The organism is Pseudomonas sp. Y5-11, from assembly GCF_022368695.1.
In the GTDB taxonomy this organism is placed as follows: Bacteria; Pseudomonadota; Gammaproteobacteria; order Pseudomonadales; family Pseudomonadaceae; genus Aquipseudomonas; species Aquipseudomonas parakoreensis.
In genome coordinates this window covers 5,440,467-5,453,416 of sequence record NZ_CP058974.1, presented here as the reverse complement: position 1 = coordinate 5,453,416, position 12,950 = coordinate 5,440,467, and the positions used below count along the sequence as shown (strand labels likewise).

13 protein-coding genes are annotated in these 12,950 nt (G+C 61.8%); 7 read left to right on the top strand and 6 right to left on the bottom strand.

The window, feature by feature from the left end:
• Nucleotide 1 precedes the first annotated feature (1 nt).
• Both wrbA and arsC read right to left on the bottom strand, forming a co-directional pair.
• Nucleotides 2-598 (bottom strand): NAD(P)H:quinone oxidoreductase, encoded by a 597-nt coding sequence (gene wrbA, locus HXW87_RS24425; protein WP_239777902.1) that lies wholly within the window; start codon nucleotides 596-598, stop codon nucleotides 2-4.
• Nucleotides 595-948, bottom strand: coding sequence for an arsenate reductase (glutaredoxin) (gene arsC, locus HXW87_RS24420; protein ID WP_047295787.1), 354 nt, complete (start codon nucleotides 946-948; stop codon nucleotides 595-597). Before arsC ends, wrbA begins: the two co-directional genes overlap by 4 nt.
• Before the next feature lie 114 nt (nucleotides 949-1,062).
• Between arsC and HXW87_RS24415 the strand changes: the two genes are divergently transcribed.
• Nucleotides 1,063-1,530: a TlpA disulfide reductase family protein gene (locus HXW87_RS24415; protein WP_239777901.1), complete on the top strand. Its 468-nt coding sequence runs from the start codon at nucleotides 1,063-1,065 to the stop codon at nucleotides 1,528-1,530.
• Nucleotides 1,531-1,708: 178 nt separating this feature from the next.
• Here the strand turns inward: HXW87_RS24415 and HXW87_RS24410 are convergent, their stop codons facing one another.
• Complete coding sequence (locus HXW87_RS24410) at nucleotides 1,709-2,113, bottom strand: META domain-containing protein (protein ID WP_108183526.1); 405 nt, start codon at nucleotides 2,111-2,113, stop codon at nucleotides 1,709-1,711.
• Entirely contained in the window at nucleotides 2,113-2,547 is a 435-nt protein-coding gene (locus HXW87_RS24405; RefSeq protein WP_041067531.1) for a hypothetical protein, read from the bottom strand. The genes HXW87_RS24410 and HXW87_RS24405 overlap by 1 nt, the downstream gene beginning before the upstream one ends.
• 133 nt (nucleotides 2,548-2,680) lie before the next feature.
• Here HXW87_RS24405 and HXW87_RS24400 point away from each other — a divergent pair, with 133 nt between their 5' ends.
• Nucleotides 2,681-3,124, top strand: a complete 444-nt coding sequence (locus tag HXW87_RS24400; RefSeq protein WP_239777900.1) for a hypothetical protein — start codon at nucleotides 2,681-2,683, stop codon at nucleotides 3,122-3,124.
• A gap of 33 nt (nucleotides 3,125-3,157) precedes the next feature.
• Here HXW87_RS24400 and HXW87_RS24395 read toward each other — a convergent pair whose 3' ends face one another.
• Together HXW87_RS24395 and HXW87_RS24390 are read right to left on the bottom strand one after the other, a co-directional pair.
• The gene (locus HXW87_RS24395) at nucleotides 3,158-4,147 is read right to left on the bottom strand and encodes a 2-hydroxyacid dehydrogenase (RefSeq protein ID WP_121186698.1); all 990 of its coding nucleotides are present in this window, start codon (nucleotides 4,145-4,147) and stop codon (nucleotides 3,158-3,160) included.
• A gap of 83 nt (nucleotides 4,148-4,230) precedes the next feature.
• The gene (locus HXW87_RS24390; protein WP_121187804.1) at nucleotides 4,231-6,984 is read right to left on the bottom strand and encodes a response regulator; all 2,754 of its coding nucleotides are present in this window, start codon (nucleotides 6,982-6,984) and stop codon (nucleotides 4,231-4,233) included.
• 217 nt (nucleotides 6,985-7,201) lie between these two features.
• Between HXW87_RS24390 and HXW87_RS24385 the strand changes: the two genes are divergently transcribed.
• The 5 genes from HXW87_RS24385 (at nucleotide 7,202) to rlmD (ending at nucleotide 12,928) form a co-directional block, all read left to right on the top strand.
• On the top strand, nucleotides 7,202-7,924 hold the full coding sequence (locus tag HXW87_RS24385; RefSeq protein ID WP_041067521.1) for a response regulator transcription factor: 723 nt from the start codon (nucleotides 7,202-7,204) through the stop codon (nucleotides 7,922-7,924).
• A complete protein-coding gene (locus HXW87_RS24380) occupies nucleotides 7,911-9,335 on the top strand; it encodes a sensor histidine kinase (protein ID WP_239777899.1) in 1,425 nt (474 codons plus the stop codon). Before HXW87_RS24385 ends, HXW87_RS24380 begins: the two co-directional genes overlap by 14 nt.
• 182 nt (nucleotides 9,336-9,517) lie before the next feature.
• Nucleotides 9,518-10,540: a PDDEXK nuclease domain-containing protein gene (locus HXW87_RS24375; RefSeq protein ID WP_239777898.1), complete on the top strand. Its 1,023-nt coding sequence runs from the start codon at nucleotides 9,518-9,520 to the stop codon at nucleotides 10,538-10,540.
• 109 nt (nucleotides 10,541-10,649) lie between these two features.
• Nucleotides 10,650-11,552: a cysteine synthase CysM gene (gene cysM / locus HXW87_RS24370; protein WP_041067515.1), complete on the top strand. Its 903-nt coding sequence runs from the start codon at nucleotides 10,650-10,652 to the stop codon at nucleotides 11,550-11,552.
• Nucleotides 11,552-12,928 (top strand): 23S rRNA (uracil(1939)-C(5))-methyltransferase RlmD, encoded by a 1,377-nt coding sequence (gene rlmD / locus HXW87_RS24365; RefSeq protein ID WP_239777897.1) that lies wholly within the window; start codon nucleotides 11,552-11,554, stop codon nucleotides 12,926-12,928. Before cysM ends, rlmD begins: the two co-directional genes overlap by 1 nt.
• Nucleotides 12,929-12,950: the final 22 nt, after the last annotated feature.

The following is a 12,950-nucleotide window of genomic DNA, read 5'->3' as shown; positions in this document are numbered from 1 at the left end:
CTCAGCCCTCCAGTTTTTGCGCAGTCTTGGCCAGACGCAGGCCGAGGGCACGGCACAGCGCCATCTCGTGCGGATCCAGACCTTTTTTGCCATCGGCCCCGGCGTGATGACTGGCGCCATACGGCGTACCGCCGCCCTGGGTTTCCAGCAGCGCCGACTCGCTGTACGGCAGGCCGGTGATCAGCATGCCGTGGTGCAACAACGGCAGCATCATCGACAACAAAGTGGTTTCCTGGCCGCCGTGCAGGCTGGCGGTGGAGGTGAACACGCCAGCGGGTTTGCCGACCAGTGCACCGGTCAGCCACAGATTGCTGGTGCCATCGAGGAAATACTTCAGCGGTGCGGCCATGTTGCCGAAGCGCGTCGGGCTGCCCAGCGCCAGACCCGCGCAATTCTTCAGGTCATCGAGCGTGGCATACAACGCGCCTTCATCCGGGATGTCCGGCAACACGGCTTCGCATTCGGTGGAAATGGCTGGCACCGTACGCAAGCGCGCTTCGAGACCCGCCTGTTCGACACCGCGCGCAATCTGCCGCGCCATCTCATTGGTCGCGCCGTTGCGGCTGTAATACAGCACCAGAATATAGGGCGCGCTCACGGCAACAGCTCCAGCACATTTTCCGGCGGACGACCGATCACGGCCTTGTTGCCGACTTCAAGAATTGGCCGCTCCATCAGTTTTGGGTGCTGGGCGATGGCGTCGATCAATTGCGCTTCGCTGAGGCTTTCGTCAGCCAGCTGAAGCATTTTGTATTCATCTTCTCCGGTGCGCAGCAACTGACGCGCGCTGATCCCGAGCTTGCCGAGCAGTGCCTTGATTTGCACCGCATTCAGCGGGGTTTCGAGGTAACGCACCACGTTCGGGGTCAGGCCACGGGCCTCAAGAAGTTCCAGCGCGCCGCGGGATTTCGAGCAGCGCGGATTGTGATAAAGCGTCAGATCGGTCATGGCAGGTCGCTTCTGGCGTAAAGTGGCGGCTATTCTAACTGTGCAGCGCGCAATCCAGAACCTTCAGAGGCAACGGGTCGCAGGCGCCTTCAATTTTTGACCAGGGAACATGACATGACACGGCGATTGGCAGCGGCATTGACGATAATCGGGGCGTTGATGCTGGGGGGCTGCGGCAACGACTACGGCATTGACCAGAGTGGTCAGAAAGTGGCGTCCGAGCGCCTGGACAAGCAATGGGTAGTGCTCAACTACTGGGCCGAATGGTGTGGCCCGTGCCGCACTGAAATCCCGGAGCTCAATCATTTGGCGGACGAACTCAAGAGCAAGAATGTCGGTGTGTTCGGGGTGAACTTCGACAACGTCCAGGGTGAAGACCTGAAGAGCGCCAGCGAGAAACTCGGCATCAAATTCACCGTGCTGGCGCAGGATCCGGCCGACCTGTTCGACCTGCCGCGCAGTGAGGCCTTGCCGGTGACCTACATCATCGACAACAAGGGCAAGGTGCGTGAGCAGTTGATGGGTGAGCAGACGGCGGCGGGGGTGATGGCGAAGCTGGAGGCGTTGCAGGCGACAAAGTAGGGCAAGTGAGGTTTTGTGGTGAGGGGATTTAGCGAAACGTCGCACCGCCCCGATGGGCTGCGCAGCAGCCCTGAAACCCGAGAGCTCGGTTTACCCTGACCCTCCGAAGGGGGGGCGCTCCGCGCCCCATCGGGGATAAATCCCCTCACCACAGGGTAGTCTCAGCAGCAGGAGGGGGTTAACCCTCTTCCAGCCACCAACGCAACGGCTTGCCTTGCGCCGGCCAGAAGCGCATCTGCTCGATCGGTGAGATGTCCCAGCGCTCAACGCCTTGCAGGGCCTGCAGGAAGCGTTGTTCCTGCTCCATCAGCGCCGGGGCGCAGAGTTTGCGGGTCTTGCCGATCGGGCCGAAGCTCAGCTTGTCGCCTTCGAGGGTGTACGGCGCGAACCAGTGGTTGCAGCCGCCGTTGCCGTAAGCACGACCATCGTCGCCGAGGGTCACGGTCAGGTGGCTGTAATCCATCAAGGGCCGCTCGCCGATCCACTCCAGAATGTAGCTGCGGTTCTGCTGCAATTGCACAGGCTCTGCGGCGCAGCCCACCAGACCGGCACCGACCAACAGCGGCAGGGCGAGGCGTTTCATCACGCAGGCTCCTGGCATTTCGGGCACAAGTGCTTGTCGCCAACGGCTTTCCAGCCCAGCTCGGCGATGCGTGCGGTGGCGGCCGGCTTCTCGGCGCTCTTGCCCAGCTTGGCGTCCACGGCGAACTCGAAGTTCAGCTCTTTGGCGCAGCTGTCGCAGTTGACCTGCCAGGTGTGGATCGCCAGTTCGCCGAATACCGGGCCGGTGGTCATCGCGGTCCATTGGCCCGGCGGATTGATCAGGTGGCGCACGGTGTCGACGGTCAGGCGCATGGACAAGTCCTTGCTGCCTTTGAGCGTGACCAACAGGACATCACCGTTGCGGATCGAGCCACCATTGCCGGTGACCTGATAGCGGCCCGGTACGAGGGCGCGGCATTCGGTGAGGGTGTGTTGCGGGTTCATCAGGGTGTAGCGGAAATCGTGTTCGACCATGGGTCCTCCAAATCTGCGCGACATGCTAGCACGGGCTTGATTGCAGGATGGCGTACGCGTGCGACCTTCGATCCGGTTCAAATCGGCTGGCGCTCATGGCAAACTGCCGCCCTTCAATCTGAGGGAACGGAACATGGCGCTGATCGAATGTTATGAATGCAAGCGGAGCATCAGCTCCGAAGCCAAGGCGTGCATTCATTGTGGCGCTCCGATGGCGGAGCAGCATGACCACAACCCGCCGCAGGCGACGGCAGCCGCGACGATTTCATTCGGCAGCCTGCCGCGCAACAAATCCGTGCCCGACGCCTTTGTTCCGCCGCCAGCTCCGGAGCCGGCGCCGAAAGTGACACCGGCCGCTGTCGGCCGGCGCCGTCGGCAGCCCGAGCCCGCGCCGCAGCCTCAGGCCAACGCTGATGGTTCGCGTCCGGTGGAAGGCTGGTTGAAGATCATGGTGTTTCTGTTGCCGATGGTCTTTGTCTGGTTCCTGCTGCGCAACGGCCACTCGATGAAACAGCGCTTTTTCGGGTTCGGCTGGCTGGCGTTGCTGATCCTCGCTTCTTCGCTGTCGCCGAAATAAACCGGCAAGCCTTCAGCCTTCAACCTTCAACCTTCAACCTTCGACCTGGTTCTGCGGCGTGCCTGCGGCCCAGGTCGCGATGTTGTGCAGGGTGGTCGCGGCAATCGCACCCAAGGCTTCATGGGTCAGGAACGCCTGATGCGCAGTGATGATCACGTTCGGAAACGTCAGTAACCGCGCCAGCACGTCGTCCTGCAGCGGCAAGTCGCTGCGATCCTCAAAAAACAGCTGCGCCTCTTCCTCATACACATCCAGTCCCAGATAGCCCAATTGGCCGTCCTTCAGTGCATCGATCAACGCCGGTGTGTCCACCAGGCCGCCGCGCCCGGTGTTGATCAGCATCGCCCCCGGTTGCAGATGGGCCAGTGACTCACGGTTGATCAAGTGTTTGCTTTGCGCATTGAGCGGGCAATGCAGGCTGATGATCCGCGACTGTGCGAGCAGCTCCGGCAGGCTCAGATACTGCGCGCCCAAAGCCACAACCTCCGGATTTGGATACGGATCGTAGGCCAGCAACTGACAACCGAAACCGTGCATGATTTTCGCGAACGTCGCGCCGATCTGCCCGGTGCCAACGATGCCGACCGTTTTGCCCACCAGATCGAAACCGGTCAGGCCGTGCAGGGTGAAATCGCCTTCGCGGGTGCGGTTGTAGGCGCGGTGCAGGCGCCGGTTGAGCGCCAGAATCAGCGCCACCGCATGTTCGGCCACCGCATGTGGCGAATAGGCCGGCACCCGTACCACGGCCAACCCGAGGCGTTTCGCCGCGAGCAGATCGACATGGTTGTAGCCCGCCGAACGCAGGGCGATCAGGCGCGTGCCCCCGGCCGCCAGACGCTCCAGCACTGGCGCACTGAGATCGTCATTGATGAAGGCGCAGACCACCTCGTGGTGCTCGGCCAGGGCGGCGGTGTCGAGACTGAGCCGGGCCTGCTGAAAGTGCAGTTCTATCCCGCCCGGGCAATCGACGGCGAGGAAACTGTCGCGGTCGTAGGTCTGGCTGCTGAAAACGAGCGTGCGCATGTATTCCTCCTGGAGCGGGGTGGCGAGTCAATGTTGACCACCCCCACTTTATCGGCGGTTGCCACCGCCGGTATTGCCATGGGTCAGGCGCTGATTCTGGCCTGGGTCGCGAGGCGATTGATCGCCCGCTCCAATTCCTCCAACGCCGCCGGTGCTTTCGGATCGCCCTGTTTGAGCAGGGTTTCACTGCGCTGGCAGGCCGCGCGCAATTGCGGTACGCCACAATACCGAGTCGCGCCGTGCAAGCGATGCACACGCTCGATCAGTGCATTCTGATCGCGGGCTTCACTGGCGGCGCGAATCGCTTCGCGGTCGGCTTCCAGCGAGGCGAGCAGCATCGCCAGCATGTCCGCCGCCAGATCGGCCTTGCCAGCGGCCAGGCGCAAGCCTTCTTCGTGGTCGATCACGGGCAGTTCGTTGCTGCCCGTCGCACTCTCGCTGGCGCGCTCCGCGCCTTGATTGCGCAAGGCCAGCCCCGTCCATTTCAGCACCACTTGCGCCAGTTGCCGCTCGCTGATCGGTTTGGTCAGGTAGTCGTCCATGCCGCTTTGCAGCAAGGCGCGTTTTTCGTTGGCCATGGCGTGGGCGGTGAGGGCGACGATCGGCAGCGGTGTGCAATGCCGTTCGCTTTCCCACTGGCGGATGGTTTCGGTGGTCTGGCGTCCGTCCATGCCCGGCATCTGCACGTCCATCAGCACCAGATCGAAGGATTCGCTCTGCACTGCCTTGACCGCCGCATAGCCGCTTTCCACGGCCAGCACCTTGGCGCCCATGTCTTCGAGCAGGGTCTGCACCAGCAACAGGTTGGCCGGATTGTCATCGACGCACAGCACTTTCGGAGCACGGCTCGACAGCGGTTCGCCCGGCTCACTGCGCGGCTGGCGCGGGTTGGCCAGATCCGCCAGCGCCCGACGCAATTTGCGCGTGCAGGCCGGTTTGGCCTGGAGCTGACTGTGCGGGTTGGGCACCGAGAGATGGAACAGCGTCTGTTCGGTGGTCGGGCACAACACCAGCACTTTGCAACCGAGGTGTTCGAGATCCCAGATGTGCTGGTTCAGGCGCTCCGGGAGCATGTCGTTGCTGGTGATGCCGAGCACCGCAAGATCGATCGCCTGATCGGTCTGGTGCGCGCCGGTGACCCCGTTGGTCAGGCTCTCCAGCGTATTGAATGGCGTGACATCGAGGCCACAGTCTTCCAGTTGATGCTGCAAGGCCTGGCGCGCCAGTTCGTGATTTTCCAGCACTGCCACGCGGCGTCCGAGCAGCGGTGGGGCCGGCAAATCTTCGGTGTCGTCGCGGGTTTTCGGCAGGCTCAGGCTGATCCAGAACTCCGAGCCTTCGCCTGGGGTGCTGTCGACGCCGATTTCGCCGCCCATCTGTTCGATCAGGCGCTTGGAAATCACCAGACCCAGACCGGTGCCGCCGGGCTGGCGCGACAGCGAGTTGTCGGCCTGACTGAACGCCTGAAACAACGCGCGCACATCCTGACTCGACAGGCCGATGCCGGTGTCCTGAATGCTGATGCGCAGTTGCACGCTGTCCTCGTGTTCTTCCTCAAGCATGGCGCGCGCGACGATGGTGCCTTCGCGGGTGAACTTGATCGCGTTGCTGACCAGGTTGGTGAGGATCTGTTTCAGCCGCAGCGGGTCACCGACCAGCGACAGCGGCGTGTCGCGATAGACCAGGCTCACCAGCTCCAACTGCTTGGCGTGCGCCGCCGGCGCCAGAATCGTCAGGGTGTCCTGCAACAGGTCGCGCAGGTTGAACGGGATATGATCGAGCACCAGTTTGCCGGCCTCGATCTTCGAGAAGTCGAGGATCTCGTTGATGATCCCGAGCAGGCTGTCGGCGGACTTTTCGATGGTACCCAGATAGTCGAGCTGGCGCGGGGTCAGCTCGCTTTTCTGCAACAGATGCGTGAAGCCGAGAATGCCGTTGAGTGGCGTACGGATTTCGTGGCTCATGTTGGCGAGGAACTCGGATTTGATCCGGCTCGCCTCCAGCGCTTCTTTGCGCGCCAGGTCCAGTTCGATGTTCTGGATCTCGATGGTTTCCAGGTTCTGCCGCACGTCTTCGGTGGCCTGATCGACGCTGTGCTGCAGTTCTTCGCGCGCGTTCTGCAGGGTCCCGGCCATGCGGTTGATGCCCGAGGCCAACTCGTCCAGTTCCTGACTGCCGAGTGGTGGCAGGCGGGTTTCCAGATGACCGTCTTTGAGTTGCGCAACGGCGTGTTTGATCTGGCTCAACGGGCGGTTGATGGTGCGGCCCATGCGCAAGGCGAGCAGGGCCGCGCCGGCGAGGCCCGCGGCGATCAGCAGCAGACTGGCAAACAGACTGCGATAACCGCGCAGCAGCATGCCGTTGTGCGACAGCTCCAGTTCGACCCAGCCGAGCAGGCGCTCGGATTCTTGCGGGATCACGTCGCCGGCGAGGTTGCGATGCTTGCCGAACACCGGCATCAGATAACGTGTGGCGTCATTGCCGCTGCGCCGTTGCAGTTGTGCACTGTCGCCACTGGGCGCCTGATTGAGCATGGTCGGTCCGGCGTGCGCCAGCGGTGTGCGATCTGGGGCGAGGAAGGTGACGGCGCGCACGTCAGGCTGTTCCAGCGATTGGGTGGCGATGCGTTCGAGCAGATCGGTGTTGCCGTGGCCCATGGCGGGCGCTACCAGTGGCGCCAGTTGTTCGGCGATCATTTCACCGCGCTGCATCAGTTGGGTCTGCAAATCGGACTGCTGCATCCAGGTGAAATAGCCACCGAGCACCAACGCCATCAGGCTGGTGGGCAACAGGGTCAGCAACAATACGCGACCTTTGATTCCCAGTTTCTTGAGCACACCCATCTCCTGCATCCCGCTGAACTGTTGACTCGCACGTGCGTCCGGCACGCGACATTGGCGCAGTGTAGCGATTTGCAGGCAGGCAATCTTCGGAAAAATCATCTCGCCATCGGTCGGCGGGGCGAGGCGCGTTTGTCCGGCCGGTCGAGCTTGGGTTGCCCGATGGCGGGCAATCTTGAATAATCGGCCAACTGAGAATTATTTGCAGATACTCATGACTCCTGTTTCCACCGACCTGCCACGCATTCTTGCCATCGAGGACGACCCGGTGCTCGGTGCCTATGTTCACGAACACCTGGGCCGGAGCGGCTTTGCGGTGACCTGGTGCCAGAACGGGCAGGAAGGGCTGAACATCGCCCGCCATCAGCCGTTCGACGTGGTGCTGATGGACATTCTGTTGCCGGGGCTCGATGGCCTGAAGGTGCTGACGCAGTTGCGCCAGAGCCATTCGACGCCGGTGCTGCTGATGTCGGCGCTGGGCGCCGAGGCCGATCGCATCAGCGGCTTTCGTCTGGGCGCCGATGATTACCTGCCCAAGCCGTTCAGCATGGCCGAGCTGCATGTGCGGATCGAGGCGATCCTGCGCCGGGTGGCGCTGGATCGGCGCCCGGCAGCCATTGCACCGGCGGCGATTCACGGCGCGCTGCGTTTCGACGAAGAACAGTGCGAGGTCTTCTATAACGCGCAAGCTGCCGGTTTGACCCGCAGCGAATACCGTTTGCTGGAAACCCTCAATCGCAACGATGAAGAAGTGCTGAGCAAGGCCTTCCTGTATCAGCACGTGCTGCAACGCGGCTATGCGGCCCACGACCGCAGCCTCGACATGCACATCAGCCAGATCCGCCGCAAACTCAAGGCCATCGGCTACACCGAACGAGAAGTGCGCACGGTATGGGGCAAGGGTTATGTGCTGAGTGCGCCCGATGAAAGTCTCTGACTTGCCGGGGCGGCATTCGCTGTTCTGGAAACTGGCGTGTCTGCTGGTGGCGTTCTGTCTGCTGATGATCTGGCTGAGCTGGTCGTGGGGGCGTTACATGGAGGAGCGCAATCAGTTCCTCTCCGACGAGGCGCGCGGCACCCTCAGCCGTTATGCCGGCGAGGCCGAGCGGGCGTGGCAGCACGGTGAGCGCGACGGTGTCGATAACTGGTTGCAGAGTATGGAGTTGCGCGAGGCGGCCTGGGTCGGGGTGATCGACCGCAATCTGCAATCGTTGAGCAGCGAGCCGCTGAATGAACAGGAAATCCAGCACCTGACCTTTTTGCGCGGCCTCGACTGGCCGATCCACAAAAAGGGCCGGCCGTGGCTGCGCGTGCCGTTTCCGAAGGACCCGTCCGCCGGCAGTCTGGTGATTGAGTTGCCCGAGCGTTTCCTGCCGGGGAAATACCGGGTGCTCTGGCGGGTGATCACCAACGGCGTGATTCCGGGGCTGTTCACCTTATTGCTGTGCATTGGCCTGTATCGCTTGCTGGTAGTGCCGTTGAATAACTTGCGTGAGCAGGCCAACGCCTGGCGTGCCGACCAATTGCATGTGCGTCTGTCGAGCGGCATCACCCAGCGCCCGGACGAACTCGGCGAGCTGGCGCGGGCCTTCGACTCAATGTCCGAACGCCTGCAATCCACCGTCGCCCTGCAACAGCAGCTGCTGCGCGACCTGTCCCATGAATTGCGTACGCCGCTGAGCCGGCTGCGGGTGGCCAGTGAAAGCGAACAGGATCTGCGCCAACTGCGCGAGCGCATCGGCCGTGAAGTCGACGGCATGCAGCGGCTGGTCGAAGACACTTTGCAACTGGCCTGGCTCGACACCGAACGCGCGCCCTTGGCGGACGAAGCGATCCAGATCCAGGCGCTGTGGGAAATGCTCACCGACAACGCCTGTTATGAAAGCGGCTGGCCGAGCCTGCAATTGCAGTGCGCGGTGCCGGCGTCGTGCTGGGTGCGCGGCAACCTCAATACTTTGGCGCAGGCGCTGGAAAATATTCTGCGCAATGCCATCCGCCATTCGCCCGAGGGCGGCATCGTGCGCCTTGATGGACGGCGTGACGATGATTATTGGCATTTGTGGCTGGAGGATCAGGGCGGCGGGGTGGCCGAGGGGGATCTGCAACGGATCTTCTCGCCGTTCACCCGCCTCGACGGCTCACGCCCGGGGGATGGCGGGTTTGGGTTGGGGCTGAGCATTGCCAGGAATGCGGTGCAGCGTCAGGGCGGGATGGTGTGGGCGGAGAATACCGGGGCGGGGTTGCGCCTGAATTTGCGCCTGGTGGCTGACGTTGATGTCGCATCGACTGATGCTATCGCGAGCAAGCTCGCCCCCACAGTGGATGTCGGTCGTCCGCAGATTGTGTGAATAGCAAACGCCATCTGTAGGAGTGAGCCTGCTCGCGATGGGGAGTTTCGCTTCACCGCTGTCAGCCCGTGCGGGAGGGGTCGCGTATTTTTGTACGACCTTTCCTAAAGGACTTTATCGACGTTTTAACCCGTCCTTGACCATTTACTCTCGGGGCTCCGCTCGTCCTCAAGGAACTGGTCATGACTGCAACTGACATCCCCGGCAATGCCTCCGATAACCGATTCAATGAAGTACTGGCGCTGATTCAGAGCGCCAGGCAGCAAGCCGTGCAAGCAGTAAATACTCAACTGATCGAGTTGTACTGGCAGGTGGGGGGTTACATCAGCCGCAAGATCGCTCGCGCTGAGTGGGGCGATGCGGTGGTTAGGCAACTGGCCGAACATCTGGCTCGAACGCAGCCAGGGCTGCGTGGGTTTACCCGTTCGAACTTGTTCCGCATGTGCCAGTTCTACGAGACTTATCACGCTGAAGAAAAAGTCGCACCACTGGTGCGACAATTGTCTTGGTCTCACAATTTGATCATTTTCAGCCAAAGCAAACGTCCAGAAGAACGCGAGTTCTACGTCCGCATGGCTATTCAGGAAAAGTGGTCAAAGCGCGAACTCGAACGCCAGCTCAAGGCTGCGCTTTTCGAACGCAGCATCACCCAGCCCGCAAAGGTTTCTGCTGTCCTCAAACAGACTCATCCCGCCGCACTCGAAATCTTCCGTGACGCCTACATGGTCGAGTTTCTCGACCTTCCCGGCGTGCACGCCGAAACCGATCTGCATCGAGGTTTGCTGGGGCGACTGAAGGAATTTCTGATCGAGTTGGGGCGCGATTTCTGCTTCGTCGGTTCGGAGTATCCGGTACAAGTTGGCGGCCGTGATTTCGCCCTTGATCTGCTGTTCTTCCATCGTGGGCTCAACTGTCTTGTCGCCATCGAGCTCAAGGTCGGACGTTTTGAGCCTGAATATCTGGGCAAGCTGAATTTCTACCTTGAAGCGCTGGATCGCGGCGTTCGCAAGCCTCACGAGAATCCGGCCATCGGCGTATTGCTGTGCGCCAGCAAGGAGGACGAGGTCGTCGAGTACGCCCTCAACCGCAGCTTGTCTGCAGCATTGATCGCGGAATATCAGGTGCAGTTGCCAGACAAACAATTGCTGCAAGCCAAATTGCACGAGTTCTATGCCATGAATGTCGCAGGGGATGAAGAAGGCTGAGCCATCTGCTTATTCCCAGAAACCATAAGCACCGCACTTTGCGTGATATGGCCTGCGAACGTTTGCCGGTATGATAGGCGCCCCCGCACGTCTGGATTGCGAATACGCCATGACCCTGCAGTACCCAACCATCGCCGATTGCGTCGGCAACACGCCGCTGGTGCGTTTGCAGCGCCTGCCCGGTGCTACCAGCAACACCCTTTTGCTCAAGCTTGAAGGGAATAACCCGGCGGGTTCGGTCAAGGACCGTCCGGCGTTGTCGATGATCACTCGCGCCGAATTGCGCGGGCAGATTCACGCTGGCGATACATTGATCGAAGCGACTTCGGGCAACACCGGCATCGCGCTGGCCATGGCTGCCGCGATCAAGGGTTACAAGATGATCCTGATCATGCCGGACAACTCCAGTGCCGAGCGTAAAGCGGCGATGACCGCATACGGTGCCGAGCTGATTCTGGTCAGCCAGGAAGAAGGCATGGAAGGCGCGCGCGATCTTGCCCAGCGGATGGAAGCCGAAGGCCGTGGCAAGGTGCTCGATCAGTTCGCCAACGGCGACAATCCTGAAGCGCACTACACCACCACTGGCCCGGAAATCTGGCGTCAGACCCAGGGCACCATCACCCATTTCGTCAGTTCGATGGGCACCACGGGCACCATCATGGGCGTCTCGCGCTACTTGAAAGAGCAGAGCGACAGCGTGCAGATCATCGGGCTGCAGCCGATGGAAGGCTCGGCCATTCCCGGCATCCGTCGCTGGCCGCAGGAGTACCTGCCGAAGATCTATCAGGCCGACCGCGTTGACCGCATCGTCGACATGGCGCAAAGCGAAGCCGAGGACGTCACCCGGCGTCTGGCCCGCGAAGAAGGCATCTTCTGTGGCGTGTCCTCGGGCGGTGCGGTGGCAGCGATGCTGCGCCTGTCCAAAGAAGTTGAAAACGCGGTGATCGTCGCGATCATCTGCGACCGTGGCGACCGTTATCTGTCGACCGGCATTTTCGACGCGGCCAACTGATGGCCAGGCACGAGAGAGGCCTGCGCTTCCAGCCCACCGGCGGCAGCAAGGCCGCGCAAATCCCGACTGGCAAAAAGCAGCGCCTGAGCATCGAGCGCCTGGCCAATGACGGTCGCGGCATCGCGTTTTTCGAAGGCAAAACCTGGTTCGTCCTCGGCGCCCTCGCCGGTGAAGAAGTCGAGGCGCGGGTGCTCGGTACCCACGGCAAAGTGGTCGAAGCGCGCACCGAGCGCGTGTTCAAGGCCAGTGAACTGCGTCGCCCGGCTGCCTGTCAGCACGTCGGCCGTTGCGGTGGCTGCAGCGTGCAGCATTTGCCCCACGCCGAACAGCTTGCCCTGAAACAGCGCATGCTCGCCGAGCAGCTGTCGAAGGTTGCCGGGGTCGCGCCTGACGAATGGGCGGCGCCGCTGACCGGAGCGGAATTCGGCTATCGCCGCCGCGCGCGGATCGCCGTGCGTTGGGACATGAAAGCCAAGCAGCTCGAAGTCGGTTTTCGCGCCGCCGGCAGTCAGGACATCGTCGGTATCAACGAATGCCCGGTGCTGGTACAGCCCTTGCAACCGATCATGACCCGTTTGCCGGAGATGCTCCGTCGTTTGAGCAAACCGCAAGCGCTGGGGCACGTCGAGTTGTTCAGTGGTTCTTCGCTGGCGGTGTTGTTGCGACACATGGCGCCGTTGTCTGAAACCGACCTGACGATCCTCAAGGAATTCTGCCAGTTCCATGACGCGCAACTGTGGCTGCATGGCGACGGCGAGCCGCAACCGGTGGATGCCACGCAGTCGCTGGGTTATCGCCTGGAACAATGGGATCTGGATCTGGCCTGGCGGCCGGGGGATTTCATCCAGGTCAACGCCGGGGTCAACGAGGCGATGGTGGCGCAGGCACTGGACTGGCTGAAGCCGACCGGTGACGAGCGCGTGCTCGACCTGTTCTGCGGCCTGGGCAACTTCGCCTTGCCATTGGCCAAAAGCGTGCGCGAAGTGGTGGCGGTGGAGGGCGTGCAGACCATGGTCGACCGCGCCGCTGCGAATGCCGCTAGCAACAATTTGCATAACACAAAGTTTTTTCAAGCCGATTTATCCCAGCCTTTGACCGATGTCGAATGGATCGGAAACGGCTTTTCTGCGGTACTCTTGGACCCACCGCGTGACGGTGCTTTCGAGGTGGTGCGCAAGCTCGCGACCCTGGGTGCCGAGCGGTTGGTTTATGTGTCGTGCAACCCTGCAACTCTGGCGCGCGATACGGTCGAATTGATCAAGCAGGGCTACCGGTTAAAACGTGCCGGGATTCTCGATATGTTTCCTCAGACGGCGCATGTCGAGGCCATGGCGTTATTTGAAGCGAGCCAGGATGGCTCGTCTGAATCCGTCTGATCTGTCCGCGCAGCGCTCGCTT

Excerpts from the sequence above, each read along its gene's own strand:
- arsC (WP_047295787.1), bottom strand. The coding sequence starts at position 948 with ATGACCGATCTGACGCTTTATCACAATCCGCGCTGCTCGAAATCCCGC.
- HXW87_RS24415 (WP_239777901.1), top strand. The coding sequence starts at position 1,063 with ATGACACGGCGATTGGCAGCGGCATTGACGATAATCGGGGCGTTGATG.
- HXW87_RS24410 (WP_108183526.1), bottom strand. The coding sequence starts at position 2,113 with ATGAAACGCCTCGCCCTGCCGCTGTTGGTCGGTGCCGGTCTGGTGGGC.
- HXW87_RS24405 (WP_041067531.1), bottom strand. The coding sequence starts at position 2,547 with ATGGTCGAACACGATTTCCGCTACACCCTGATGAACCCGCAACACACC.
- HXW87_RS24400 (WP_239777900.1), top strand. The coding sequence starts at position 2,681 with ATGGCGCTGATCGAATGTTATGAATGCAAGCGGAGCATCAGCTCCGAA.
- HXW87_RS24395 (WP_121186698.1), bottom strand. The coding sequence starts at position 4,147 with ATGCGCACGCTCGTTTTCAGCAGCCAGACCTACGACCGCGACAGTTTC.
- HXW87_RS24385 (WP_041067521.1), top strand. The coding sequence starts at position 7,202 with ATGACTCCTGTTTCCACCGACCTGCCACGCATTCTTGCCATCGAGGAC.
- HXW87_RS24380 (WP_239777899.1), top strand. The coding sequence starts at position 7,911 with ATGAAAGTCTCTGACTTGCCGGGGCGGCATTCGCTGTTCTGGAAACTG.
- HXW87_RS24375 (WP_239777898.1), top strand. The coding sequence starts at position 9,518 with ATGACTGCAACTGACATCCCCGGCAATGCCTCCGATAACCGATTCAAT.
- cysM (WP_041067515.1), top strand. The coding sequence starts at position 10,650 with ATGACCCTGCAGTACCCAACCATCGCCGATTGCGTCGGCAACACGCCG.
- rlmD (WP_239777897.1), top strand. The coding sequence starts at position 11,552 with ATGGCCAGGCACGAGAGAGGCCTGCGCTTCCAGCCCACCGGCGGCAGC.